19 protein-coding genes, 1 pseudogene and 3 riboswitches are annotated in these 24,804 nt (G+C 40.1%); of the genes and pseudogenes, 17 read left to right on the top strand and 3 right to left on the bottom strand.

The features are described from left to right. Positions 1 to 6: 6 nt before the first annotated feature. The 12 genes from Gferi_RS10295 (at position 7) to Gferi_RS10240 (ending at position 19,381) form a co-directional block, all read left to right on the top strand. On the top strand, positions 7 to 3,045 hold the full coding sequence (locus Gferi_RS10295) for an AAA family ATPase (protein ID WP_069976141.1): 3,039 nt from the start codon (positions 7 to 9) through the stop codon (positions 3,043 to 3,045). Positions 3,046 to 3,069: 24 nt separating this feature from the next. Then, a complete protein-coding gene (locus tag Gferi_RS10290; RefSeq protein ID WP_069976139.1) occupies positions 3,070 to 6,177 on the top strand; it encodes a tetratricopeptide repeat protein in 3,108 nt (1,035 codons plus the stop codon). After that, on the top strand, positions 6,140 to 6,721 hold the full coding sequence (gene mocA, locus Gferi_RS10285; RefSeq protein ID WP_069976137.1) for a molybdenum cofactor cytidylyltransferase: 582 nt from the start codon (positions 6,140 to 6,142) through the stop codon (positions 6,719 to 6,721). The genes Gferi_RS10290 and mocA overlap by 38 nt, the downstream gene beginning before the upstream one ends. 252 nt (positions 6,722 to 6,973) lie before the next feature. Further along, positions 6,974 to 7,258, top strand: coding sequence for a co-chaperone GroES (groES, locus tag Gferi_RS10280; protein WP_069976135.1), 285 nt, complete (start codon positions 6,974 to 6,976; stop codon positions 7,256 to 7,258). Between the two features lie 33 nt (positions 7,259 to 7,291). Further along, the gene (gene groL / locus Gferi_RS10275; RefSeq protein WP_069976133.1) at positions 7,292 to 8,920 is read left to right on the top strand and encodes a chaperonin GroEL; all 1,629 of its coding nucleotides are present in this window, start codon (positions 7,292 to 7,294) and stop codon (positions 8,918 to 8,920) included. A 728-nt stretch (positions 8,921 to 9,648) separates the two neighbouring features. Beyond that, positions 9,649 to 10,251, top strand: a complete 603-nt coding sequence (locus tag Gferi_RS10270) for an HD domain-containing protein (RefSeq protein WP_069976131.1) — start codon at positions 9,649 to 9,651, stop codon at positions 10,249 to 10,251. Positions 10,252 to 10,531: 280 nt separating this feature from the next. Next, a riboswitch (cobalamin riboswitch) is annotated at positions 10,532 to 10,710 on the bottom strand. Between the two features lie 105 nt (positions 10,711 to 10,815). Continuing rightward, positions 10,816 to 11,025: riboswitch (cobalamin riboswitch) on the top strand. Positions 11,026 to 11,201: 176 nt separating this feature from the next. Next, positions 11,202 to 12,137 carry a DUF4430 domain-containing protein gene (locus tag Gferi_RS10265; RefSeq protein ID WP_069976129.1) on the top strand — a complete coding sequence of 312 codons (936 nt, stop codon included), beginning with the start codon at positions 11,202 to 11,204 and terminating at the stop codon, positions 12,135 to 12,137. A gap of 8 nt (positions 12,138 to 12,145) precedes the next feature. Continuing rightward, positions 12,146 to 13,030: an energy-coupling factor transporter transmembrane component T gene (locus Gferi_RS10260; RefSeq protein WP_069976127.1), complete on the top strand. Its 885-nt coding sequence runs from the start codon at positions 12,146 to 12,148 to the stop codon at positions 13,028 to 13,030. Further along, positions 13,003 to 14,583, top strand: a complete 1,581-nt coding sequence (locus tag Gferi_RS10255; protein ID WP_069976125.1) for an ABC transporter ATP-binding protein — start codon at positions 13,003 to 13,005, stop codon at positions 14,581 to 14,583. Before Gferi_RS10260 ends, Gferi_RS10255 begins: the two co-directional genes overlap by 28 nt. Before the next feature lies 1 nt (position 14,584). Next, positions 14,585 to 15,208 carry an ECF transporter S component gene (locus tag Gferi_RS10250; protein WP_069976124.1) on the top strand — a complete coding sequence of 208 codons (624 nt, stop codon included), beginning with the start codon at positions 14,585 to 14,587 and terminating at the stop codon, positions 15,206 to 15,208. Between the two features lie 13 nt (positions 15,209 to 15,221). Then, on the top strand, positions 15,222 to 16,076 hold the full coding sequence (locus Gferi_RS10245) for a prenyltransferase/squalene oxidase repeat-containing protein (protein ID WP_069976121.1): 855 nt from the start codon (positions 15,222 to 15,224) through the stop codon (positions 16,074 to 16,076). 56 nt (positions 16,077 to 16,132) lie between these two features. Continuing rightward, entirely contained in the window at positions 16,133 to 19,381 is a 3,249-nt protein-coding gene (locus Gferi_RS10240; protein ID WP_069976119.1) for a stalk domain-containing protein, read from the top strand. Positions 19,382 to 19,421: 40 nt separating this feature from the next. Here the strand turns inward: Gferi_RS10240 and Gferi_RS10235 are convergent, their stop codons facing one another. The 3 genes from Gferi_RS10235 to Gferi_RS10225 form a co-directional block, all read right to left on the bottom strand. Beyond that, complete coding sequence (locus Gferi_RS10235) at positions 19,422 to 19,919, bottom strand: hypothetical protein (RefSeq protein WP_069976117.1); 498 nt, start codon at positions 19,917 to 19,919, stop codon at positions 19,422 to 19,424. Between the two features lie 235 nt (positions 19,920 to 20,154). Next, positions 20,155 to 20,433, bottom strand: coding sequence for a spore coat protein (locus Gferi_RS10230; protein WP_069976115.1), 279 nt, complete (start codon positions 20,431 to 20,433; stop codon positions 20,155 to 20,157). Between the two features lie 52 nt (positions 20,434 to 20,485). Next, entirely contained in the window at positions 20,486 to 20,707 is a 222-nt protein-coding gene (locus Gferi_RS10225) for a hypothetical protein (RefSeq protein ID WP_069976111.1), read from the bottom strand. A gap of 215 nt (positions 20,708 to 20,922) precedes the next feature. Between Gferi_RS10225 and Gferi_RS28090 the strand changes: the two genes are divergently transcribed. The 5 genes and pseudogenes from Gferi_RS28090 (at position 20,923) to guaB (ending at position 24,798) form a co-directional block, all read left to right on the top strand. Beyond that, on the top strand, positions 20,923 to 21,099 hold the full coding sequence (locus Gferi_RS28090) for a hypothetical protein (RefSeq protein ID WP_156782366.1): 177 nt from the start codon (positions 20,923 to 20,925) through the stop codon (positions 21,097 to 21,099). Between the two features lie 22 nt (positions 21,100 to 21,121). After that, on the top strand, positions 21,122 to 21,313 hold the full coding sequence (locus Gferi_RS10220) for a hypothetical protein (protein WP_069976109.1): 192 nt from the start codon (positions 21,122 to 21,124) through the stop codon (positions 21,311 to 21,313). A gap of 146 nt (positions 21,314 to 21,459) precedes the next feature. After that, positions 21,460 to 22,610 (top strand): annotated as a pseudogene (gene larC / locus Gferi_RS10215) (nickel pincer cofactor biosynthesis protein LarC). Between the two features lie 231 nt (positions 22,611 to 22,841). Beyond that, on the top strand, positions 22,842 to 22,979 hold the full coding sequence (locus Gferi_RS28625) for a hypothetical protein (RefSeq protein WP_179948121.1): 138 nt from the start codon (positions 22,842 to 22,844) through the stop codon (positions 22,977 to 22,979). A gap of 93 nt (positions 22,980 to 23,072) precedes the next feature. Continuing rightward, a riboswitch (purine riboswitch) is annotated at positions 23,073 to 23,174 on the top strand. 163 nt (positions 23,175 to 23,337) lie between these two features. Continuing rightward, positions 23,338 to 24,798 carry an IMP dehydrogenase gene (gene guaB, locus Gferi_RS10210; protein ID WP_069976107.1) on the top strand — a complete coding sequence of 487 codons (1,461 nt, stop codon included), beginning with the start codon at positions 23,338 to 23,340 and terminating at the stop codon, positions 24,796 to 24,798. The last annotated feature ends 6 nt before the right edge of the window (positions 24,799 to 24,804 follow it).

The following is a 24,804-nucleotide window of genomic DNA, read 5'->3' as shown; positions in this document are numbered from 1 at the left end:
GCGTTTATGGATTTGATTCAGGTTAAGCTTTTTTCAACACCTACGATCACCCAAAATGGAGAAATTGTGTTTCTGCCTTTTCGGAAAGCAGAGGCCCTTTTTTATTATCTACTGGTACACCAGCAAGCTACCCGTGATGAGCTGGTGGGTTTGTTATGGCCTGAAGCAGGAGAAGAGACGGCAAAGAAGAACCTGAGACAAGCCATGTATAAAATCAGAAAGGCTTTTGATGCAGAGGTTATTATATCTCCGCAAAAATCTATGGTAATGCTGAATCCGCAGATTCCTATTGAAACGGATTTGAAGACCTTTCTCGAAGATGCAGAAAGAGGGCATGAACTCTATACGGGAGAATTTTTGCAGGGTTTTTTCCTTAAAGAAGGAAACGGCTTTGAAGAATGGCTGCTGCTCAAGCGGGAACAGTATCGCGATCAATACATTGCCAGATTGAACCGTCTTCTGGAGGAGCATTATGAAAAAAACTTGCTGGAGGATGCAGAATACTTTGGTAAGCTGATTATCACGGCCGATCCTTTTGATGAAAGAACCCATCGTTTTTTAATGCTGATCTATGAAGCACAAGGCTCTTTCCACAAAGCATTAGAACTCTATCGAAAATTGGCGGATCAGTTGTGGCGGGAGTTAGGTATCGCACCGGATCAGGAGACAACAACCCTCTATCAGCAGATGTCCTCCATGAAAAAAGCAAGAGATAAACAACCGGAGGACTTTTTCTATGGAAGATATAGAGAAATCAATGCTTTAAATCATGCATATCACCGGTTTACTGTAGGTGAGGATGGAAAAGCGGCGCTGTTGGTAGGCGAAGCAGGTGTAGGAAAATCCAAACTAAAGAGCCATTTTGTAAAAAGTCTCCAGGAAGAGAAATTGCTTGTGCTGGAAGCCAATTGTTATCAGGCAGAAGAGAGAGACTTTTTGAAACCGTGGCAAACGATCTTTGGAAAGCTTTCAGAACTGCTTATAGAGACGGATATTCGTATTCCTGCCCATTGGCAGAACATTTTGGCATATCTTTTTCCATCCTTTGCTGCAGAAAAAGGAGAGATTAAGGTAAACCCTGTGGAACAAATTGACCGGTTAAAGTTTCAAGTAGCTGAGGAAGCGGTCCTAGGTCTTTTAAAGTTAATTTCTCAAAATAAAAAATTGGTTTTTGTTTTTGAAGACCTCCAATGGATGGATCCTATGAGCCTTTCTCTCCTAAGCAGTATCCTGTTGCACAAGGAGCATAGTCCTATATGGTTGATTGCAACCTGCAGAAACAGCTATGGGAAAGAAGTGGATCGATTCATAGCCTCCATGTCTAATGTTCAGCTCATGGAAAAAATCTCCCTGTCCCGATTTACAAAGCCCGAGGTAGAGGAGTTTATTAGCGGAATGTTCCCGGAGCATATGATGACCCCTGCTCTGAAAAACCGGGTGTATCACGAGACAGAAGGAAATGCCTTTTTTCTTGTAGAATATCTCAATGCCATCCGGGGGAAAGGAAATCCAGAGCAAATGTCTGCAAAAATCCAGGATGTACTAAGGTGCAGGCTGCTTGATCTTTCTGAAGAAAGTATGAAGCTTTTGAATATTGCATCCCTATTCTTCGACAAGGTAAGCCTGAGAGCTCTAAAAATCCTCAGCAGGAAAGAAGAAATGGAGATTCTCGATATTATAGAAGAACTCCAAAGCAAATATATATTAATTGATACAGAGGAAGAGGAGAGTGCTTTTACCTTTACCCACCAGAAACTGCGAGAATTTATATATTTGCAGCTTTCGCCGGCACGAAGAAAAATTCTTCATGGTAAAGTAGCACATTTATTAGAGCAAAGCCTGCAGCATGACCACCGGGATAGGCTGGTCTATTCTAGGCTGATTTATCACTTTACCCATGCCGGGAATCGATTGGCGGCTCTCAAATACGAGATTATGAACCTGGATATCTATCTGGATTTCAGCCATGAGTTGTTTCCACTTTTAGAAGACGAGGATCTGGAGAAGGAAAAAATTCAATGGCTTAAGGAAGAAGAAGCCCTCAAACAATTCAATCATATCAACAGAAGCCTAGAGCAATTTAAAAAGGATGTAGGAGAAAAAGAAGAATATTTGGCGTTAAAGATCATGTTTCTTCATATGGAAGGCCGCTACTATATCAAGGAGGGTGAATACAGTCAAGGGTTAGATGTGATTTATCAGATGATTGAAGCTGCCCACGCAACAAAGAACAGTGAATATCTATTAAAGGGCTATCGTCAGATGATCTATTATGGTATTCAAGTTCACGATATTGAGCAAATGGCAGAGTATGTGGAGAAAGGATTAGCCCTGGCAAGGACTTTGGATCAGCAAAAAGAAATGGGCATTTTCCTGCGTTTAAAGGGATTAAATAAAATAATGGCAGGAGAGTTTGACGGTGCAGAGGAGATGTTGCATCAATCCATTGAAATTTTCCAGAGGCTGAATCGCAAGGAAGATAAATATAGTCTGAATATTGCAGCGGCCTATCATTATATTGGAGAAATCCGAAGGTATAACATGAAGTTTTCTGGAGCACTTCATTATTATGAACAGGCTATTGGAATTTGTGAAGAAAAAAATGTATTCCGGGGTTCTACCATTTTTTATACCCATGGAGGACAAGCCGCCTTTGACATGGGGGATTATCTTCGTGCCAAAAACTATTTTAAGAAGGCCATTGATACCTATAATCAACTGGATACCCTCTGGGGACGATCTACAGCAGAAGGCTATATGGCCCTGCTGCTGATAAAAGAAGGAGACTATGGAGGGGCGCTAGACAGCTTATTGCGAGCTGAAAAGTTTGGAGAAAAGCTGAAAAGCCCTTACGAACGGGCGCTTCTTTGTCGTGTAAAGGCAGAGATTCGGGTGAGTATGAAGAATAATAAAGCACTGCAGAAAGTATTTTCAGGAGTGTTGCCAGTGGAAGCAGCAGTGTATTGCAAGCAGGGGATTCAATTGCTTCAGGGAATCAGAGAAAGCTATGAAATTGATATTTTACAGGTACTAAGCAGGAGCTAATAGGTTATCAAAGGGAGGAATTGTATGTATCAAATTACTGCAAATCTATTGGGAACACCAGCGGTAGTCTATCAGGAAAAGCAAATTCTATTTCCCTTTCGAAAGGCTGAAGCACTTTTTTATTACTTATTGATTAAGAAGCAAGCCCAGCGGGATGAGCTGGTCCACCTCTTTTGGGGAGAGGCGGAGGAAGAGGTTGCAAAGAAAAATTTGCGAAATGCCGTATATATGATTCGACGCGCCATTGATGACAGCATTATTTTATCGCCCCAGAGATCCATCTTGCAAATAAATCCTTCCTGGCGTATAGATTGTGACATAGATATATTTTTAAATGGCGGAGAAGCTGGGATACATCTTTATCAGGGGGAGTTTTTGCAGGGCTTTCTGGTAAAAGATGCAGAGGCCTTTGAGCAGTGGATGTTTCAGCAGCGAGACCATTATAAAGATATATATATCAACAGCCTCCACCGGATGATTCGCATCTGTTTGGAAGAACAAGCCTATCAACAAGCAGAAAATTACTGCAAGCAGCTCATTGCAGCAGAGGCCTTTGATGAGCGGGCCTATCGTGTATTGATGAAGATCTATGGCACTCAAGGCCATTATAATAAGGGAATGGAAGTATATCATCGTCTGGTAGAGGTACTGGAGCGAGAACTGTCTATTTCTCCTGATATCAAGACGATTGATGTATATGAAACCCTGCTAAAGGAAAGAAACCTTAAGGAAGCAGAGATGAAGAAAGACTCCGGAATCTTTTATTATGGAAGAGAGCAGGAACTGAAAATATTGGGGATCAATTATAAATATTTTTTAGAGGGCTTCGAAGCTTTTTCCTGGGTGGTTTTAGGAGAGGCTGGTATTGGAAAAAGCAGATTGTTGGATCATTTCTTGAGCAGCATTAATTTAAAGGAGAGTTATGTTTTTTTATCCTATTGCTACCAAGCAGAGGAGAATTACTTGCTTAAGCCTTGGAACAAAATATTCTCTGAACTTTCGCTGCTGCTACAAAGGGAAGAAATTGAAATTTCCCCAATATGGAGAAATATCCTAGGATATATTTTCCCCGTGTTTGCTTTGGACAATCCTTCAGCGTATGTGAACCTCATTGAACAAGTAGACTTTTTAAAGTATCAGGTAGCGGAAAAAGCCATCGTAGATATGCTCCGAGAAGTCGCGAAACATAAAAAAATCATGTTGGTATTCGAAGATGTTCATTGGATGGATGAGATGAGTCTTTCCTTAATAAAAAACATTATCCAGCAGGATCAAAATCGATCTATATTAATCCTCCTGAGCTACCGGGAAGGCTACAGTAAAAAAATAGACACCTTCTTTGCAGAGATGGCTGCACTTCAGCGTATTCGCAAACTCCAATTGAAGCGATTTGATAGAAAAGAAACAGCAGAATTTGCCGCTGTTATGCTGCCGGAATATCCATTTACCGAAGAACTGCAAGCGCTTTTATATAAAGAAACAGAAGGAAATCCATTTTTTCTGGCAGCAGCCCTTAAAAATATGCAGGAAACCGGCAGTATTGGAGAGTACACTACGAAGATAGAGGATATTCTAAACAGCCGGTTTATGAATATATCTGAAGAAAGCCGTAAAATATTGAATATTGCTTCTGTCTTTTTTGACAAAGTAACTTTTCAAAACCTATTGGAGCTGAGCGGAAAAAAAGAGCTGGTATTAATAGATATTTTAGAAGAATTACAGAATAAGCATATTCTAAAGGAAGTGGGGGAAGGAAGCCGTACAGGGTTTATTTTCACCCATCAAAAGCTGCGGGAATATGTATATTCAAAGCTTTCTCTTTCAGGAAGAAGGATTCTCCATCAGCGAATTGCAAAGATGCTTGAGAAAAAACTTCGTCAGGATAAAAGCGATGTACAGTATTATTCTAAATTGATCTATCATTTTACAAAGGCGGGCAGTAAGCTGGCTGTGCTAAAATATACCATAAAAAATTTAGAAGAATATCTTCATTTCAGCCACGAAATTTTTCCCGTACTGAATGATATGAACAGGATACAGGATGGATCACTATATCTAAGCCCTCAACAGGTGTTGATTCATTTACAGAATGCAGGAAATCTCCTGCAAGAGGTACGAGAAGAGGAAGGCAGCCGTGAGGAAATCAAGAGATTGGAAATTGCTTATTATCATATGTTGGGCAGATTCCATATTCGCCAAGGAGAGTATCAGGAGGGCCTGACATTGATCCAGAAGGTTATTGATGAGGCTGTCGAAATGAAAGATTATAGGATGGCGCTTAAGGGGTATCGACAGATGATCTACTATTGTATCAACATTCAGGATCGGGAGCAGATGGACGCATTTTTGGAAAAGGCTTTGAAGATCGCTGATGAAAGTGGAAACTTAGGAGAGATGGGAATCTTGATGCGGTTAAAGGGACTGCAGAGAATCTTATCTGGCGAATATAAAGCCGCAGAGGTATTCCTAAAAGAAGCTATTGAAATATTGCAGAGCTTGAAAGAACGGGATAAATATGTTTTAAATATTGCTGCTGCCTATAATTTTATGGGAGAGGGAAAACGGCACGTTCAAGCCTTTCAGGAAGCCATAGACCACTATGAAAAGGCGATTGAACTCTGTGAAGGCAAAAAACTGATAAGAGGTCTTACTACTTTCTACACCAATGCAGGGCAGGCGGCTTTTGATATGGGAGAAGAAAAAAAAGCAAAGGAGTATTTTTATAAGGCATTAGAAATCCATGGAAAATTGGACTCCCTCTGGGGAAGATCTACAGCTGAAGGATATTTGGCGCTGCTATTGGTGCAGGAAGGAAGATATGAAGAGGCGCTGCAGCATTTGACGAAAGCTGAAGAAGATAGTAGAAAGCTGCAAAATCCCTATGAAATCGGTGTCATTTTGCGTGTGAAGGCCCAGATTCGACTGGCAATGGACTCCGATCAAAGAATAGCATCGGTATTTAAGGACTATCTGTCTGATTCTGTGACGGATTATTGCGATGAAGGCATACAGATTCTTGAGAATCTGAAGGATTGCTATGAAATAGAGATTCTGGACAGATTGAAAAAGGAGAGTAATATGAGAGGTGGCACGCATGGTTACAGGGATCATTCTAGCGGCAGGATTTTCTAAAAGAATGGGCACAGAGAAGCTGCTGCTTCCTGTGGGCGGCATACCAATGATAGAAAGAGTTATACAGGCAGTCGTCGATGGCGGTCTTGAAGAAATTATTTTTGTGTATCGACGGCAGGAGATAAAGGCCCTTGCAGATCAGTATAATTTGAAAACTGTATATAATAAAATGGCTGAAGAGGGACAGAGCACTTCTGTAAGGGCTGGATTGGAAGCTGCCAGCCAAAAATCGGAGGGATACCTGTTTTTTGTAGGAGATCAGGTTTTCCTGACTGCTTCTGTGATTCATCAACTGATGACTGCTTTTAAACAAAACCCCCAAGCCATTGTTGTTCCCGTTTATAAAGAAAAGCGAGGCAATCCGGTGCTTTTTCCGCAAAAGTTGCGGAGGGAACTGATGCGGATTGAAGGAGATCAGGGAGGAAGAATGTTGATTGAGAAATACAGGAAATCGGTAATCTGGGTACCTATAGAGATAGAGAATGCAGAAATGGATGTGGATACCGTCGAAGGCTATGAAGCGGTATTCAATAGAGAAGAATAATATATTTTGTATAATAATGAAAGAATGAGAAATCCAGATAAAATAAAGTGGTAGAGAAAGAAAAATGCATAAAAATTAAACTATTTAGCGATAATACCCAATAGTGCCAGATAATGCATGAAATTCAGGTTTGCATATATAAGTAAGATATATTAGAGTATAATTGTGATTAGCACTCAACGACAGTGAGTGCTAACAATATGAAAAAATATATTTACAACCAAAATACATAAAACACAAGGAGGGTTTCTAATGAACGTTAAACCATTAGGAGACAGAGTTGTTATTAAGAAATTAGAAGCTGAAGAAAAAACAAAGAGCGGGATTGTTTTACCATCCCAAGCAAAAGAACAGCCACAAATGGCTGAAGTCGTTGCAGTAGGACCAGGTGGAGTGGTTGACGGAAAAGAAGTCAAAATGGAAGTAAAAGCAGGAGATAAGGTAATTTTCTCAAAATATGCCGGTACTGAGATCAAATACGATGGCATAGAGTATACAATTTTAAAACAAAATGATATTTTAGCAATCGTTGAGTAAATTACAAAACTTTATTTTAGGAGGTAGATAAACATGGCAAAGGAAATTCAATTTAGCGAAGATGCACGCCGAAAATTAGAAGTTGGTGTAAATAAATTAGCAGATACAGTAAAGGTTACATTAGGACCAAAGGGAAGAAATGTAATTCTTGACAAGAAATTTGGTTCTCCGATGATTACCAATGATGGTGTTACCATTGCAAGAGAAATCGAACTGGAAGATGCTTATGAAAATATGGGTGCTCAACTGGTAAAAGAAGTAGCTACAAAGACAAATGATGTTGCTGGAGATGGTACAACAACAGCTACATTATTGGCACAAGCAATTATCCGTGAAGGATTAAAAAATGTTGCTGCCGGCGCAAACCCAATGATCTTAAAAAAAGGTATCCAAAAAGCAGTAAACGTAGCAGTAGAAGAGATCAAGAAGATTTCTAAGAACATAGAGAGCAAAGAAGCAATTGCACAGCTTGCGTCCATATCAGCCGGTGATGACAGCATCGGCAGCTTGATCTCCGAGGCAATGGAAAAAGTAGGAAAAGACGGTGTAATCACTGTAGAAGAATCCAAATCCATGGATACATCCTTAGAGGTAGTTGAAGGAATGCAGTTTGACAGAGGTTATGTATCTGCTTACATGGTAACTGATGCAGATAAAATGGAAGCAGTATTAGAAAATCCATATATCTTAATCACAGACAAGAAGATCACAAATATCCAAGAATTGCTGCCGGTTCTTGAGCAAATCGTTCAACAGGGTAAAAAGCTGTTAATCATTGCTGAAGATATTGAAGGCGAAGCATTGGCTACATTGATCGTAAATAAATTAAGAGGTACTTTCGAGTGTGTAGCTGTGAAGGCTCCTGGCTTCGGCGACAGAAGAAAGGCAATGCTTCAAGACATTGCGATTCTGACAGGTGGTACAGTAATTTCTGAAGAACTAGGATTAGAGTTAAAAACTGCTACTGTGGATATGCTTGGAAGAGCAAACACTGTAAAGGTTGATAAAGAAAATACAACAATCATTGATGGTGCTGGAAATGCACAGGATATCAAAGATAGAATCAAGCAAATCAAGACACAAATCGAAGAAACCACTTCTGATTTCGATAGAGAAAAACTGCAAGAAAGACTTGCAAAGCTTTCTGGTGGCGTTGCAGTAATCAAAGTAGGTGCTGCTACTGAAACTGAATTAAAAGAAAGAAAGTTAAGAATTGAAGATGCATTAAATGCTACAAGAGCTGGTGTAGAAGAAGGTATGGTATCCGGTGGTGGTATAGCGTTAATCAATGCAATCCCAGCAGTTGAAAAAATTGTCGGAGAGCTTTCCGGAGATGAAAAGACAGGTGCAATGATCATCAGACGTGCATTGGAAGAGCCGGTAAGACAAATTGCTGCCAATGCAGGTTTAGAAGGTTCAGTAATTGTTGAAAAAGTAAGAAACAGCGAAGTAGGCGTAGGTTTTGATGCATTAAACGAAAAGTATGTAAATATGATCGAAGCTGGTATCGTAGATCCAACAAAGGTAACCCGTTCAGCACTTCAAAATGCTGCTTCCGTATCTGCGATGCTGTTAACAACAGAAGCTGCAGTAGTAGATATCAAAGATGAAAAAGGTGCAGCAATGCCTCCGATGGGCGGCGGAATGCCAGGAATGATGTAATCAGTCCTATAAGCCTTGAAATATAAGAGGTCTAAGGCATATACAATAGTCATTGACCACATTGCAGTAAAATATCTAGAAGCTGTTCATTCGTTCATTGAACTTTTGAGCAGCTTCTTTCTTTTTTGTTTTATGCTCTCTCAAGCCAGCTATTTTATAGGATATCAAGAGCAAAAATCACAACGAGCCCTCACTGGCAGCGAGAGCCCTATATAAAAAAAGGGGGTATGATTTAAATTGCTTTATAAGTAAAGTCTAAACCAAAATTGTGAGGAAAAAATGAAAGAAGTATGAACAATTATAGAAAAAAGAACATAATCTAGCAAGCGGTTGATCTACATCTAAAGCTGAAACTGTTACTAGTATTATGCTCTTATGGCTAGTATATGATTGCAATAATAAAATATACTAACAAAAAATGATTATTCAGAGAGTTGAAAATTGCAGGAATTGCCGCCTGAGGCGTTTCAATAATATTATAGAAAGGATAACAACAAAATACGATCAAAATCTGACTAATTTACAAGGGGTGGGAAGGGCTGTACAGAAATTCCACTGTTGATCCAACAGGGGGACTGCGGGGTAAAAGTTTTTGATACGACAACGATCCATGCCCAATATGCAGTAGAAGCGGCTTTATTACAGAAATAATTTTATGGAGTTTAGGCATACTGAAAATATAGGGAAGGACACACCTTTATGCAAAGAAACGGAGATGAAATGAAAGTATGTCTATACCAAGTAGAAAAGCAGCTTTAGAAATGCTGTTGGAAGCAGGGCAAAGAAACCCTGGACCCTGGGTGGAGCATTCTCTAAATGTTGCAAAAGCTGCAGAAGCAATCGCAAAGGCCTACACTAAACTTGATGCAGAAAAAGCCTATATATTAGGATGTCTTCATGATATAGGAAGAAGAGAAGGCAAAACAAAGCTCCGACATATTATAGACGGATACGATTATCTAATGAAAAAAGGCTGTACTGAATGTGCAAGAATTTGCTTAACCCATTCTTTTCTGCTGAAGGATGTAGAGGAAGCATTGGCAGAAAATGACTGCACAGATGCTGAAACTGCTTTTATTCAAGATTTTATCACCAAAATAAACTATGATGACTATGATCATTTAATCCAGCTGTGTGATGGATTGGCACTGCCATCTAGTTTATGTATTATTGAAAAACGCTTGGTCCAAAATGCCATCAAAAAAGGCGTAAACGAATTAAGTGTTCACAAATGGAAAAAAGAACTGGAGCTTAAAACTTATTTTGAAGAGCAGATCGGCCAATCCATTTACAGGCTGCTGCCTGAGTTTGCAGATAGTATATACCAATAATGGTTTAGGATAAATTGCCTGATACGCATCATAGAGAGGAACTGTAGGTGCAGCTCTTGTGTGTGTCTGATTAATTTCAAAAAAAGAATCCCTCGATTCCGAGGGATTTGAAAATAGAGGAAAGAATTGTTTGAAATCAAAACTAGTATTATAATAAGGGAATTGAGACCCTTAGTATAAGCATGAGATAAATAAAATAAACCCTGTCACAGGACAGGGTTTTGATCATATGTATAGAGAAAATCTATCACATAAAACGCCTGACCTTCCCACCGAAGGTAGTAACATTTAGCAATAGGCAGGTCTCCTGACTCATGAATCACTCTACTCCCTCTGGCCTTCCCATTGATACAGTGGCTTAGTGAGGTTTTGTCATCATTTACAGTAGCGGGGGCTGTGACGGTATCGCACCGTACTTCCCTATTAACCCTATACGGGACCTATTGAAGTCATTTCATTTAGTTAAGATTCATTATAGCATCCATTTTTAGAATCGTCAATATAATTATTGGAAAGGTTTTGAAGCGTGAATATATTTATATAAGCTAAAAAGGTTGATAAGGTATTAATTTAGTGGTAAACTAGTATTAATTTAGCAGATTTGTCATGTTAAGGGAAAAGGGTGAAATCCCCTTGCTGTAGTCGCAGCTGTAACCGGATATGAGGATTAGAATATGTCACCGTTTATTACTCAATCTTTGATGAGGAAAGAACGGGAAGACCTAATCTGAAGATGACCCGGGAGCCAGAAGACCTAGCATGATGCTCTTCAATAGATTTCCGACTCAGAGAGATTGAAGACATATATGCTATTTCAATGACGAATGCATTCTATATGAGGGAATAGATTTCCTCATATATCAGCCGTTGAACTCATATGTGAAAATCCTCTCCCTTTTCGGAGAGGATTTTTTAAATGGGCTCTATGAATATTATCTATGGAGGTTTTTATGAAAAAAGCAAGGATATTCTCATTCTTATTAATATTGGTGATTTTGCTGGGGGGCTGCAGCCAGCCAGAGAACCAGGAAACAGGAACCGTAGAGATTATCATTACCCGAGATTTTGGAAAAGAAAAACTACATAGCAAAACAGTGAATCTTGACAAAGATACAACTGTGATGGATGTGATGGAAAAGTACTTTGATATAGAAACTGCTTATGGAGGCGGCTTTGTTAATGGGATCAATGGATTAAAGTCAGGCTTTACGGATAAGAAAAACAGACAAAAGATGGATTGGTTCTATTATGTAAATGGCTTATTAGCACAGATCGGTGCAAATGACTATGACCTGCTCCCAGGAGATATCGTTATTTGGGACTATCATGACTGGAGCAGTGATGCCTTTATGTCCAGTATTATTGGAGCTTATCCGAACAACTTTGTAAATGGTTTTGCCGGAAACATTTTACAGACAGAGATTCAATATGCTTTAGAATATGAAGAGCAGGCAAAGAAAATAGATGTTTTTTTAAAGGAACAGGGAGCACATACGCAGATTATGGCAGGGATTGAAGCCCATCTGGAGGATGAAAACAAGCATACAATTGTTATTGGCCCCTGGGAGCAAATGATTAAAAATGATTTTATCAAGGATATCTACCAAAATAAAAGCAAAGCCGGTTTATACTTTGAAATAGATCGGAAAATAAAAGCACTGAGTTTTACAGGCGAATCAGCCGGTGAATATGAAAAGGCTGCAGTGATTGTTTCTGTTCCCAAACACTATGGGTCTACAGCATCTCTTTGGATGATTACGGGAAACGATGAAAACTGCATTCAAAAAGCTGCTAAAATCCTTTATGAAAATCCGGAAAGTATAAACGGGATGTATTCTTTAATTGTAACAGAAGAGAACTTAGTATCTATACCAAGAACAAATTAGGTGATTTTATGATAAAGCTGCATCCTCTTACAATGATAATCTTTCAATTTGTTTTACTGAGCATGATCTTACTGTATATGCATCCCCTATATATTGTCTCTATTTTATGCTTTATACTGGCAGTGTTTTGCAGCATTGGGAAGTTCGAGAAAGCAAAGAGCGCCATCATCTTGGGGTTATATAACGGGCTGCTGATTTTGATTATCAATCCTTTAGTTTCTCAAAGCGGAAGGACCATACTGTATAGGACGCCTAAGATCCCAGTGTTTGGAAGAGTAAAAATAACTATGGAAGCGATAGCCTACGGTACGAATATGGGACTGAAACTGATTTGCATTTTTCTTTTATTTGTCCTCTATGGAATGATGACGGATCGGGATGAAACCTTCAGTTTTTTTTCAAAGCATGCGCAGAAATTAACTTTGACCCTGTCCCTAACGGTAAATATTATCCACCGGCTAAAAATAGAGCTGCTTAGAGTCAAAGATGTAATGGTTTTGAGAGGGGTAAATTTTCAGGCAAAAAAACTTAACGAAAAGATAAAAGCTTATTATCCTGTGTTGAAGGTGATTTTGATTTCTTCGCTGGAAGGTTCTTTGGACCGGGCAGAAGCCCTTCATTCCAGAAGCTATGGCATCGGTAAAAGAACTTCTTATGCACGGGTACATATAAAGGCGGTAGACTACCTTTTTAATGGAATCAGTTTTTTAATGGCATTTTTATTGGTTTACGGACTGACAACCGGTAGAGGCGGATATGTTTTTTATCCGGAACTGGAACCGTTTTATGCTGGGGATATACGCTATTTATTGATTATAGATTTTGTGTTGGCAACGAGTCTTTTAGTAATCTGGGGGAATAAGAAATGGAAGTTTTTAAAATACAGGACTTGACCTACTATTATCCGCGACAGGAAAAGGCGGCGCTAAAGAATATTCAACTAACCCTAAGGGAAGGAGAATTTATTCTGTTGCTTGGAAAATCAGGCTCTGGAAAGTCCACTTTAGGCAGGGTTTTTAACCGGATTGTGCCTGAGTTTTATGGAGGAAAAATAGCAGGCACGATTGAAAGTTCTGCTTCTGTAGGAATGGTATTTCAAGATCCAGAGAAACAATTGGTAATGGATCAGGTAGAAAGAGAAATTGCTTTTGGTTTAGAAAATATTGGAGAAGAATATGCAACGATGAGAAAAAAGGTATTGGAGACACTGAGCTTTTTAAACATGTGGGATATTCGAGATAAAAAGAACTATGAGCTTTCCGGCGGGCAGAAGCAAAAAGTAGCTATCGGAGCTACGCTGTCTATGGGATATAGGTTTTTAGTATTGGATGAGCCAACCTCTCAGTTAGATCCGACTACAGCAGAAGAAGTGCTTCAGATTATCAAAAGGTTAAATGAGGAATTGGGATATACCATCGTACTGATAGAGCAGCGAATCGATCGATGCTTTCATTTGGCCGATAGAATTCTTTTTATGGAGGAGGGTGAACTGGTATTTGATGGTGCCCCCAATCGGTTTTGCCATTGGAATGCTTTGCATCAAAAAAAGTTTCTACCTTCGATTGCAGATTTTTTTGTGAAGCTGGGTATTCGTGAAATACCTTTGACCATTAAAAGCGGAAGAAGAGAACTGCACCGCTTATTAGGGAAGGAAAACCCGGCAATGCAAATACCTTCAGGCAAGCATCCAAATGCCAAAGAAATAATTTCTTTACAAAAGCTTTCTTTCCGATATGAGAATGGAAAAAAGGCGCTCAAGGAGATCGACCTGAAGGTTTCAGAAGGAGAAGTATTAGCGATTATGGGGGAAAATGGAAGCGGCAAAACTACCCTGCTGAAAAACATATGCGGACTTGTAAAGCCAACCCATGGAAAGACAGAGATAAGGGGAACGATTGGATATCTCTCTCAAAATCCTAATGATTATTTGTTTAATGATACCGTCTATGAGGAGTTAAAATTTACTTTAGATAACAAGAAAATAAAGGATTATTCAAGGATTGATAAGATTCTAAAAGCACTGGACATCGAAATATATAAGGAAAAAAACCCCAGGGATTTAAGCGGTGGAGAAAAGCAAAGAGTGGCACTTGCTTCCATATTGGTTATGGAACCGGAAATTATTCTGCTTGATGAACCGACAAGAGGGTTAGACAGAGAGTTAAAGGAGCGGATGGGAAATATTATAGCAGACCTGAAGGGTCAAGGAAAAACAGTGCTGATCGTTACCCATGATGTTGAATTTGTGTCAAAATTCTGTGATCAGGTTTGCCTCATGTTTGACGGCAGCATAGCACAGCTGGGGGGGAAATATGAAGTGCTGACTTCCGGTGTGTACTACACTACGCAAATGAATAAGCTTTTTAAAGGACGCTATGACCGGATTCTTACCCAAGAGGATGCATTATATGCAGTAAATCCATTATTAAAAAAGGGAGTCATGTAACATGAACTATGGAATATTGTCAGTAGCGATCTTAATGGTGTCCTTATTCTCGGTTTTTTACTTTTATGAGAAAAGAAGGGGATATGTAAAAGAAATTGCTATTATAGCCACCTTATCCGGACTAGCCGGAATATCCAGAGTGCCTTTTGCGGCCCTGCCGAATGTACAGCCGACCACATTTTTAGTCATTTTATCGGGTACTGTATTTGGACCCTTCTATGGTTTTTTGGTAGGTGCTACAGCGGCCCTTGTGTCAAACAGTTTTCTAGGGCATGGGCCATGGACCCCTTGGCAGATGCTGGCCTGGGGATTGGCCGGTTGCAGCGCGGGACTTATTAAAAAAATAGTTCCAAATCCATCCCGGCTGCTGTTGGCTGTCTTTGCATTTTGCTGGGGGTTTTTATTTGATTATATTATGAATTTATGGCATTGGTTGTTTTTTGTATATCCTTTAAACTTGAAAAGCTTCATAGCTGTGTATGCCGCATCCTTCTATTTGGATTTGATGCATGCTATGGGAAACTTTGCTTTTGCCTACATATTGGGCAAGGACTTTATGAATATTTTGATTCGTTTTAAAGATCGACTGTCTTATTCAGAAATACCTTGTGAGAAATTAGACTAAAGGAGGCATTTATATGAGAAGGGTTTTGATTGTTGCAATGGCCCTAATACTGATGATGGGCAACGTTTCTTATGGACTGGATCTAGGAGGAGCAGTCAGCTACTTAGAAAAGCAGAAGGTGGATCATTGGGGAATCTTAGCGCTGCATGCCTATGGAAGAGATCTAAAGGGGAAATCCTTGGAAAAGGTAAACTCTGACATGACCACTGACTATGAGAGCTACATTTTGGGAGCGCTGGCCTTGGGACAAGATGCAGATGCTGTTGCAAAAAAGGTTGCTGGAGCACAGCGAAAAAGCGGAAAATTTGCTGACGCCATTGATGGAACAGGGGAAGATAATGTAGGGGCCCATGTTTGGGGGATTATTTCCCTCTATACGGCAGGGTATGACAGTTATAACCGTGACAGGGCCTTAAAATGGCTGAAAGACAACCAAAATGCCGATGGAGGATTTGCCATTTTCACGGGAGATAAAAATTCCGACTTGGACATGACGGCAATGGCCCTTGTTGCTTATAGTGCTTTAGGATTGGACAGTAAGTCTGATGAAGTAAAAAAAGCTGTTGATTATTTAGAAAAGAACCTGGGAAAAAGAGAAAGCTGTGAGGCCTATGCCTGGTATATTTTAGCTAGAAAAAAGTTAGGTTTGGATATTAATAAAACCCTATACAACAAACTGCTGGAATATCGCTTAAAGGATGGCTCTTTTAAACATCTAAAATCTATCAATAAGACGAACTATATGGCCACATGGCATGGCGTCCTGGCCCTTGCAGATTATCAGAATGAAGCTTCCATATTTGACAGATTACGCAAGGGGAAAACATCCTCGGATCAAAAGCCGGCAGTGACGCCTATCAGGAAATGATGGATTTATCCAATCAATAAAAAATACTTGAAGAGTGAAATGCGGGGGGAAACACGATGAAAATTTTTTTGAAGCAGAAAAACAAAAGCTGGGTATCCAGGCTAATGCTGGTTGTGATGATGGCGATTTTATTGGCACCCATATTGCCCTTTGGAATCGAAGGGTTTGAGGATGGCCAAGCTGTTGCTGCAGCGGTCTATGGACCATCCCAACTGAAACAGACTGCTATGGATAATAACAGGCTTAAATTCGAAAGCGGTGTTTCTTTCGATGGGGGCGGATATGATACCTTTGGTTTTTATGATATTTATATTTTAAGCCAAGCAGGAGAAACGGTGACTTCATGGGTTTATAATGGACAGTCTATGAAAGATAACGCAGTTTCTTTGGCGGATACTACTTTAGCTGATCCATCCAGTCCAGCGAAGAGAGTTGCCCAAGGATATTTGGCGATGAAAGAATTAGGAGATACAGATAGAGCGGATCAACTGCTTCAAGTTTTGAAAGGGAAACAAAAACTAAATGGTTCCTTTGACGATAATGCATTTAGTGATATACCAGCCTTTGAAGCCTTGGGCAGAGCGAAAATGAACTATGATGCTGAAGCGGCAAAGAAGATCATTGCGTACATCCTTAGTCAACAGCAAAATACTACAGGAGCATGGCCGGCAGATTGGCCGGACTTCCAGACCACAGCTCAGGCCATTCGGTCACTTGAGTATTTTAAAAGTTATGCAGCAGATTCTGAAAAGGTAAAGGTACAGACAGCTATCGAAAAAGGAACAAAATGGATGAAAGAGCAGCAGAATGCTGACGGCAGCTTTGGAGAAGTCTGGGAAGACCCTGTTGTGAATACTGCGGAAGTCATCTGTATGTTAAAACTGCTGAATGAAGAGCTGAATGGCTGGAAGATAGGTAGTGCAGGACCTGTAGACTATATGATGAACAATGCACGAAAAGAGAACGGTGTCTTTGGAATGGGCAATATCATGAGCAATACCTATGCTGCAGAGGCCTATAGGATTTTAGAAGACTCAGGCCACCTGCCAAGATATACTGCGTCCCAACTAGCCACATTGGCGGCTAAGAATAATAAATCTCTTTATGAAAAAGGAAGCCTTGTAGACGGGAGCGGAAATAATTTTAATCTTTACGATGTCTATATCTTGCAGCGGGCAGGTATTGATACTGACGCATGGAAATATAATGAAAAGTCTATGAAAAATGCAGCCATTGAATTAGCCGATACGATTCTGGCAGATCCATCCAGTCCGGCTAAGAAGCTTGCCTATGGATACCTGGCAATGAAAGAAATCGGTGAAACGGAGAAAGCAAATCAACTGCTTGATATCTTAAAAGGCAGACAATCCAATGCAGCGAATGGTGCATTTGAGGATGGCTTATACACGGTATTCAGCAATATGCCTGCCTTTGAAGCCTTGGGAAGAAGCGGAAATATACAAGTAATAGATATTGAAGCGGCTGTCGGATACATATTAGGGGAACAAGACGGCACTACAGGGGCATGGCCCGCAGACTGGCCGGATTTTCAGACTACAGCGGAGGCCGTCCGGTCACTTGTATATTTGAAGCATTATGTAGGGGATGCGAGTGTAGTGCAAGACCTTCAACAGGCTATGGACAAGGGAATTATGTGGTTAAAGTCAAATCAGGAGAATGACGGCAGTTTTAAGACCGATTGGGATGATCCGCTGATCAATACGGCAGAGGTTATATATATTTCAAAGCTGTTAAATGAAGATCCGAACAACTGGCTAAAAGACGGCAAAGGGCCTGTAGATTATATACTGGATCATGCTGCCAATGAGGACGGTACCTTTGGAACATCGAAAAACATCATGAGCAATACCTGGGCTTTGGATGCCTGCTTAATGATGGGCGGAGTGGTAGGCTCCTTGGGAGATGAAAACAATGGCGGAAGCCCTGGCGATGGAAATACCAATCCCGATGAAATTTCTGTAACGGTAAAAGTAATCGGCAAGAACAAGGAGACGCTGTATGGACCTGGTACCGTAAAGCTCCATAAAAATGACAAGTATAAACATACTCCCGTAAATGCCCTGCATAAAACAGGTCTTTCTTATAATTATTCCGGCAATATGGTGAATGAGATAGCAGGTCAAAAAAATGAGGGATTACAGGGATGGATGTATATGGTAAATGGTTCTGTACCTGGAAATGCAGCGATTGAAACGATCCTCGGCGAGGGGGATGAGGTTACTTGGTGGTACAGCACCAATCCCAATGAAGTGCCTGGCGGTGCAGCAGGGATCATTACACAGCCGGAGACTTCCATTAATGTCCATGAAGCAAAAAAAGCTGATGAAAAAGCATTAGCTGATATGCTGGCCAAGACAGGAGAAGCAAAGCTGTTATTGGGAGAACAGAGCAATGGAAAGGCCTATTTATCTCTGAAGACCATTGCTGATTTAGCAGAGAAAGATAAAAACTTAATGGTCATAAAAGATGGGATTCAATTGGAGTTTGGCAAGCAGTCTTTAATGACTGGGCAGCTGGAAGAGCACCTGAGCGAAAAGGATGCTGTTCTTGAAATCGGAATCAAAGAGTTAACAGAGGATGAACAAAAGGATCTTTTAAAGAAAGCCGGTATCGGCAGTGCATCCGGACTCTTTGAAATCGGAGGGAAAGTCGTAGCGTTAACGGTAAAAATCGTATATGCAAATGATAAAGGGGATATTACAACTACCGAGGAAATCAAAGACTTTCAGGAACCGGTAAAGGTGACCTTTGATTTATCAAAAATCAAACTTACTGAGGAAAGCATCGGAAATCTGACCGGTATACGCTATGAGGAAGACAAGAATGGAGATATTACACCCGTTAGATTAGGCGGCAGCTACCATCGGGATACAAAAAAATATGATTTCCATACAGATCGGTTCAGTAACTATGGCATATTGAGAGCAGAACAGTTAATAAAAATACAGATACAGGTAGACCATGATAAAATGACTGTCAATGAAAAACAAAGTGAACTGGATGTACCCGCTGTGATTATTAACAACCGTACCATGGTTCCTGTAAGATTTGTAGCAGAAAATCTTGGTGCAAAAGTAGAATGGCTTCAAGAAACAAAAACAGTTAAGATTACATTAGACAGCAAAGAATTAATACTGCAGACGGGCGAGCAGCTGTCAGATGCAGATACCCCTGCAGTGCTTGTGCAAGGACGCGTCCTGGTACCCCTTCGCTATGTTTCAGAGTATTTTGACGCAAGGGTACTGTGGATACCGCCCAGTAAGACAGTAGAAATCGTGAAGTAATTGAGATAACGCAAAAAAGAGAGATCATGATCTCTCTTTTTTAGTATATGTCTACTTTGCTGGCTCGATTGGTTTCTAAGTTTTTAATGACTAATTCTTTTGTGTTATCATCCAGTTTTTGGAGGATTAAGACAGCTTCCTCTTTTGTTTTAAACCAACTATGCTTCTTTATGATGGTATGCGTCAGAAAGCCTAAGAGTGCACCGGAGGCTGCTCCATAAAAGATGATTGCCAATGCTGCCAGGGTAGTGACCGTAGAGAGATTCAACAGGTTGGTATTGAAATAAACAGCTGAAAAAGCAGACAACCCGCCAATGATAAAACCTGTAAAGACACCGGTTCGGATATCTTCAAGACCTGTTGGGGCAATTTCTCTGGATCTTTTGATCAATACGCTGGAAATTTCCTTTTCAACATGCTGAGAGGAATTTTTGGGAATTACGAGCATGTGGCCTTTAATATTAGGGTTTACTCTCAAGTCTTTCATGCACCGTTTTAGATCAGGCATGCTTTTGAAAGTAGCAATAATATTATACACAAGATCAACTCCTTTCGCCTATGCAGTTTTATAACGGTAAAATAAACTAAAAATGCCTTCATACATTTAATTAAATAGATTATTCGGTTCTTTACCATTTATATACCCAGATGTTACAAGAAAATTTAGAAGATTATGTATTTACTATATTATATGTGAGAACGAAGACAAAATCAAACCTTTTGTTAAAAAAACAACAAATTCTGCCAAAAAACTAAAAGCGGCTTAACCGCTTTTAATTTAATTCATTTTTTATTTGATTATATTTATCTTTGGTCATTTGTACATCTTGCACGGATGCTTTTTTTATTGGATACCAGCCCCGTTGGTTCATTGCATTAAAAAGATCTTCTTGTGTTTTAAAGACATTTTCCTCACAGCGGACAAGGAGATTTCTTAAATTTGCACAAGAGGATTCTGTGATTCCCACAGTATAGGCAGAAGATACTTGCTTCTCCGACATTAACAGATCATACATCAATTCCTTTTCGGTAAAGCTTGGTTGATGAGCCATAAAACCTTACCTCCTTTAATCATCTGAATCCAGTTCAGGTTGTTGTTCAAATCTATTGATGTGCGTTTAAATAATCCAATAATGTATTAAAGTTTTGCTTATGCCGTTGTGCTCCTTGCTGACAAACATTCTTTAGTTCCGGATCTGTACAATAGCCAGCATATTGTCCTAATTTTTTTGCCATGATAGATTCATAATTAAGTTGATCTTCTAGTACCTTCAAATTTGGAACATCCAAATGCGGCTTTTCGAGATTTTGATTGCCGGTGAACATGGCCGTGAACCCTCCTCATAAAAAGTGCGTTTTGTTATAATCTACATTTTTATTATGTGATTTTAAAATTTTGATATGTGATGCAAAAAATGAGTAAAAATGAAAATAATAGAGTTGAATAGAAAATGTAACAATACATACATGAAACAAATGCCAGAATATACAATTCATAAGAAAAACAAGAAAGGTAAAAAATATGACAAGGAGGGAAAAGCATGGGTATAAAAAATCATCCAATGGCGGATTGGAAAAGCGTAGAAGAAGAGGTTCGCAGGCAGTGGATGGAGCAGAATAAAGATAACACCCTCGAATGGAATGATGTGGCAGAGCACGTAAGGTTTGGCTGGATCCGGGCACAGGCAGAAGAATCCAGAGTGGAGAGTATTCATTAATTACATTTTAGGAGGGCTGTAAATGAACCAATTTATGAACAAGTTATTAAATGGGCTGAACATGAATAAAGGCACAGGCAAACACAGATGGGATGATACGGCAAAACGTTCTGCTATTCTAAAGGATATGCCGGAAAATGTATTATACGGAGAAGATTCAGGGGCGATACCACCAGACGAATTTACCAATCAACTGGACAATGATATAAAATAGCAAAAACTCCCCTCCAGGGAGTTTTTGTATGAGAAAAGATAAAAAAAGCTTGAGAATTCATGATATAATTAGGTAATACAGTATTTGGGGGTTTTGTCGTGGAAAAAATATTATATTTCGATTGTTTTGCAGGAATTAGCGGGGACATGGCGCTAGGCGCATTTTTGGACTTGGGTATCGATGAGCATTACTTTATAGAGGAATTATCAAGACTCCATGTGGATGGTTTTCGGTTGGAGATTCAGTCTTCGATGAAAAAAGGCATCACGGGAACGGATTTTGCTGTTATCCTGGAAAACTCTTCCCATGATCATGCCCATTCACATCATCACCGCAACCTTTTTGATATAGAAAAAATCATTGATGACAGTGGGCTTAAAGCTGCTGTCAAGGAACTGAGCAAGAAAATTTTCAGACTGGTGGCTGAAGCAGAAGCGAAGATTCATGGAAAATCATTGGAACAAGTACATTTTCATGAAGTCGGGGCTATCGACTCTATTGTAGATATCGTAGGTGTAGCCATTTGTATGGATTATTTGGGTATGCCTGCCGTACATACATCTCCTCTTCACGTGGGATCAGGTTTTGTTCGATGTGCTCATGGCGTGATTCCCGTTCCGGCCCCTGCGACGCTGGAGATCCTTAAAGGGGTACCGATCTATAACCAAGGCGTACGGGCGGAATTGGTTACGCCTACCGGTGCTGCGATCGTTAAAGCATTGAGCAGCAGCTTTGGAGATATTCCAGCCATGGAGATTGAGAAGGTCGGCTATGGATTGGGGAAAAAAGATCTGGAAATACCCAATATGCTTCGAATCTATTTAGGTGAAAAAAAAAAGTTCAAGATCAGTTGGTAATGATTGAGGCAAATATCGATGATATGAATCCCGAAATCTATGGTTATATAATGGAGAAAGCTTTTATGCTGGGTGCCTTGGATGTATTTATGACACCCATCATCATGAAGAAAAACCGGCCAGGGACAAAACTGTCCGTACTATGCGGGCAGGAGAAGCAAGAGACTTTAGAAAGACTTGTATTAGCGGAAACGACTACTCTGGGAATAAGGAAGTATGAGGTGAACCGTACCGTGTTGAAGCGTCAAAGTGTGAAGTTGAAAACAAAGTATGGGGCAGTTTCCATAAAGATTGGCTATATGGAAGGAAAGCCGGTAAAAATGGCACCAGAGTTTGAAGAGTGTAGAGAAATTGCAGAAAACTTTGGAATTCCCCTCAAACAGGTATATGAAGATTTGATCTATACAGCAAAAAAATATTTTGAAGCAATAAAAGGATAAAAGAAAGACGAGACAATTAACCATAAATTTATAGATTCCTTCATATAGATGTAAAGATCACGAATATCTATATGGAGGAATTATTTATGTACAACAGATTATGGCAGATGGCAGCATCTGCAACAATTTCTGCTGTGGTTTTGGGTGCTGCTTATTTCATGGAGTTCTCCTGTAGATATTTATACGGAGGAGGGTAAGGCATACATCCTGCTCTGCGATTCTGCCGGGAAGATGTATCTGATTGAAGGATTGACGGGAAAGGTGTTGGATACCATTGCTCTTGGCGCTAATGTAGAAGGGTCTCCGGCAGTTTATGAAAACATTGCAGTATGGGTACGCAAGGACAAAAAATATTTGGAATACAAGTAAAGTAGCCAAGAGAAAACACAAGAAAATTGCGAATATATTAATTTCCCCTAATCCATATTGACAAGGTTTTGCATATTTGATACGGTATATAGAAAAACATAGATGAATTACCCTCATATATTTCCGGGGATAGGGCCCGGGCGTTTCTACAAGGCAACCGTAAATTGTCTAACTATGAGTGGGATTATCACAAGGGTAACGGAGCAATATTGGATGCTGCCATGGAATAATTTCACTCTCGGAATTTTTCCATGGTTTTTTGTTTGTTTTGCATAAGGAAGTAACTACTTTAGCAATCTATGAATAGAGTACAGAATTAAGGTTGATAAGTATTTTACCAAGAGAAAGGATGGGGAAGATGGAAGGAAAATTATTAAAAGAGGGTTTAACCTTTGATGATGTCTTATTGATCCCGCAAAAATCTTCAATTCTGCCAAAGGATGTGGAGGTTAAAACAAGACTGACCAATAAGATTAAACTCAACATACCGCTTATGAGTGCAGGTATGGATACCGTGACAGAAGCAAAACTTGCCATTGCTATGGCGAGAGAGGGCGGCATCGGCATTATCCATAAAAATATGTCCATTGAGAGACAAGCCTTGGAAGTGGACAAGGTAAAAAGAAGTGAGCACGGTGTGATTGTAGATCCCTTCTATCTGTCGCCGGAGCATGTGATTGCCGATGCATTAGAGCTCATGGAGCGATACCATATCTCTGGGGTACCGATCGTAGATAAAAGCATGAAGCTGGTAGGGATTTTAACCAATAGAGATATCCGCTTTGAAAATGATATGAATAAAAAAATTGGAGAAGCTATGACCAAGGATAACCTTGTAACGGCATCAGAAGGTATTTCCATGGCAGAAGCAGAAAGAATCCTAAAGAGCAGAAAAATAGAAAAGCTGCCCATCGTAGATAGGGAAGGCTATTTAAAAGGACTCATTACGATTAAAGATATCGAGAAAACCATACAATACCCTAACTCAGCAAAGGACCAAAGAGGAAGACTGTTGGTAGGTGCTGCTATAGGGATCACAGGGGATATGCTGGAGCGCACAGAGGCTCTGGTAAAAGCTGGTGTAGATGTGGTGGTTTTGGATACTGCTCATGGTCATTCACAAGGGGTGCTGGATGCAGTAAAGAGAGTAAAATCTATCTATCCTGAGCTGCAGGTAATCGCAGGTAACATAGCAACAGCAGAAGCGACTGTAGATTTGATCCAGGCAGGGGCAGATGCAGTAAAAGTAGGTATTGGACCTGGTTCCATATGTACTACCCGTGTAGTTGCAGGGATTGGGGTGCCTCAGGTTACAGCAGTATTTGATTGTGCCCAGGCAGCAAAACCTTATGATATTCCTATTATTGCTGACGGGGGAATTAAGTATTCGGGAGATATTCCAAAGGCCATTGCGGCGGGAGCCGATGTATGCATGATCGGATCTCTCTTTGCCGGAACGGAAGAAAGTCCGGGGGAAACAGTGATTTATAAAGGCAGAAGTTTTAAGGTGTACCGGGGGATGGGTTCTCTGGGAGCTATGGGAGCAGGAAGCAAGGATCGTTATTTCCAAGAGGACTCTAAGAAATTTGTTCCTGAGGGTGTAGAAGGTATGGTGCCCTATAAGGGAGCCCTAAAGGAAACGGTATATCAGTTGGTGGGCGGCCTCAAGGCAGGCATGGGCTACTGTGGAACAGCTTCTATCAAGGCATTGAAGGAAGATGGAAAGTTCATCAAGATTACATCCGCAGGATTAAAAGAAAGCCATCCCCACGATATCAATATCACCAAGGAAGCGCCAAACTACAGTCTAAGCGATTAAAATAGG

The organism is Geosporobacter ferrireducens (assembly GCF_001750685.1).
GTDB classification, from domain to species: Bacteria; Bacillota; Clostridia; order Peptostreptococcales; family Thermotaleaceae; genus Geosporobacter; species Geosporobacter ferrireducens.
This window is presented reverse-complemented; position numbering and strand designations above follow the sequence as displayed.

Excerpts from the sequence above, each read along its gene's own strand:
- Gferi_RS10255 (WP_069976125.1), top strand. The coding sequence starts at position 13,003 with ATGGAAGTTTTTAAAATACAGGACTTGACCTACTATTATCCGCGACAG.
- Gferi_RS10290 (WP_069976139.1), top strand. The coding sequence starts at position 3,070 with ATGTATCAAATTACTGCAAATCTATTGGGAACACCAGCGGTAGTCTAT.
- Gferi_RS10265 (WP_069976129.1), top strand. The coding sequence starts at position 11,202 with ATGAAAAAAGCAAGGATATTCTCATTCTTATTAATATTGGTGATTTTG.
- Gferi_RS10230 (WP_069976115.1), bottom strand. The coding sequence starts at position 20,433 with ATGGCTCATCAACCAAGCTTTACCGAAAAGGAATTGATGTATGATCTG.
- Gferi_RS10220 (WP_069976109.1), top strand. The coding sequence starts at position 21,122 with ATGAACCAATTTATGAACAAGTTATTAAATGGGCTGAACATGAATAAA.
- Gferi_RS10295 (WP_069976141.1), top strand. The coding sequence starts at position 7 with ATGGATTTGATTCAGGTTAAGCTTTTTTCAACACCTACGATCACCCAA.
- Gferi_RS10245 (WP_069976121.1), top strand. The coding sequence starts at position 15,222 with ATGAGAAGGGTTTTGATTGTTGCAATGGCCCTAATACTGATGATGGGC.
- Gferi_RS10240 (WP_069976119.1), top strand. The coding sequence starts at position 16,133 with ATGAAAATTTTTTTGAAGCAGAAAAACAAAAGCTGGGTATCCAGGCTA.
- mocA (WP_069976137.1), top strand. The coding sequence starts at position 6,140 with ATGGTTACAGGGATCATTCTAGCGGCAGGATTTTCTAAAAGAATGGGC.
- Gferi_RS28625 (WP_179948121.1), top strand. The coding sequence starts at position 22,842 with ATGTATCTGATTGAAGGATTGACGGGAAAGGTGTTGGATACCATTGCT.
- Gferi_RS10260 (WP_069976127.1), top strand. The coding sequence starts at position 12,146 with ATGATAAAGCTGCATCCTCTTACAATGATAATCTTTCAATTTGTTTTA.
- groES (WP_069976135.1), top strand. The coding sequence starts at position 6,974 with ATGAACGTTAAACCATTAGGAGACAGAGTTGTTATTAAGAAATTAGAA.
- Gferi_RS28090 (WP_156782366.1), top strand. The coding sequence starts at position 20,923 with ATGGGTATAAAAAATCATCCAATGGCGGATTGGAAAAGCGTAGAAGAA.
- Gferi_RS10225 (WP_069976111.1), bottom strand. The coding sequence starts at position 20,707 with ATGTTCACCGGCAATCAAAATCTCGAAAAGCCGCATTTGGATGTTCCA.
- guaB (WP_069976107.1), top strand. The coding sequence starts at position 23,338 with ATGGAAGGAAAATTATTAAAAGAGGGTTTAACCTTTGATGATGTCTTA.
- Gferi_RS10250 (WP_069976124.1), top strand. The coding sequence starts at position 14,585 with ATGAACTATGGAATATTGTCAGTAGCGATCTTAATGGTGTCCTTATTC.
- Gferi_RS10270 (WP_069976131.1), top strand. The coding sequence starts at position 9,649 with ATGTCTATACCAAGTAGAAAAGCAGCTTTAGAAATGCTGTTGGAAGCA.
- groL (WP_069976133.1), top strand. The coding sequence starts at position 7,292 with ATGGCAAAGGAAATTCAATTTAGCGAAGATGCACGCCGAAAATTAGAA.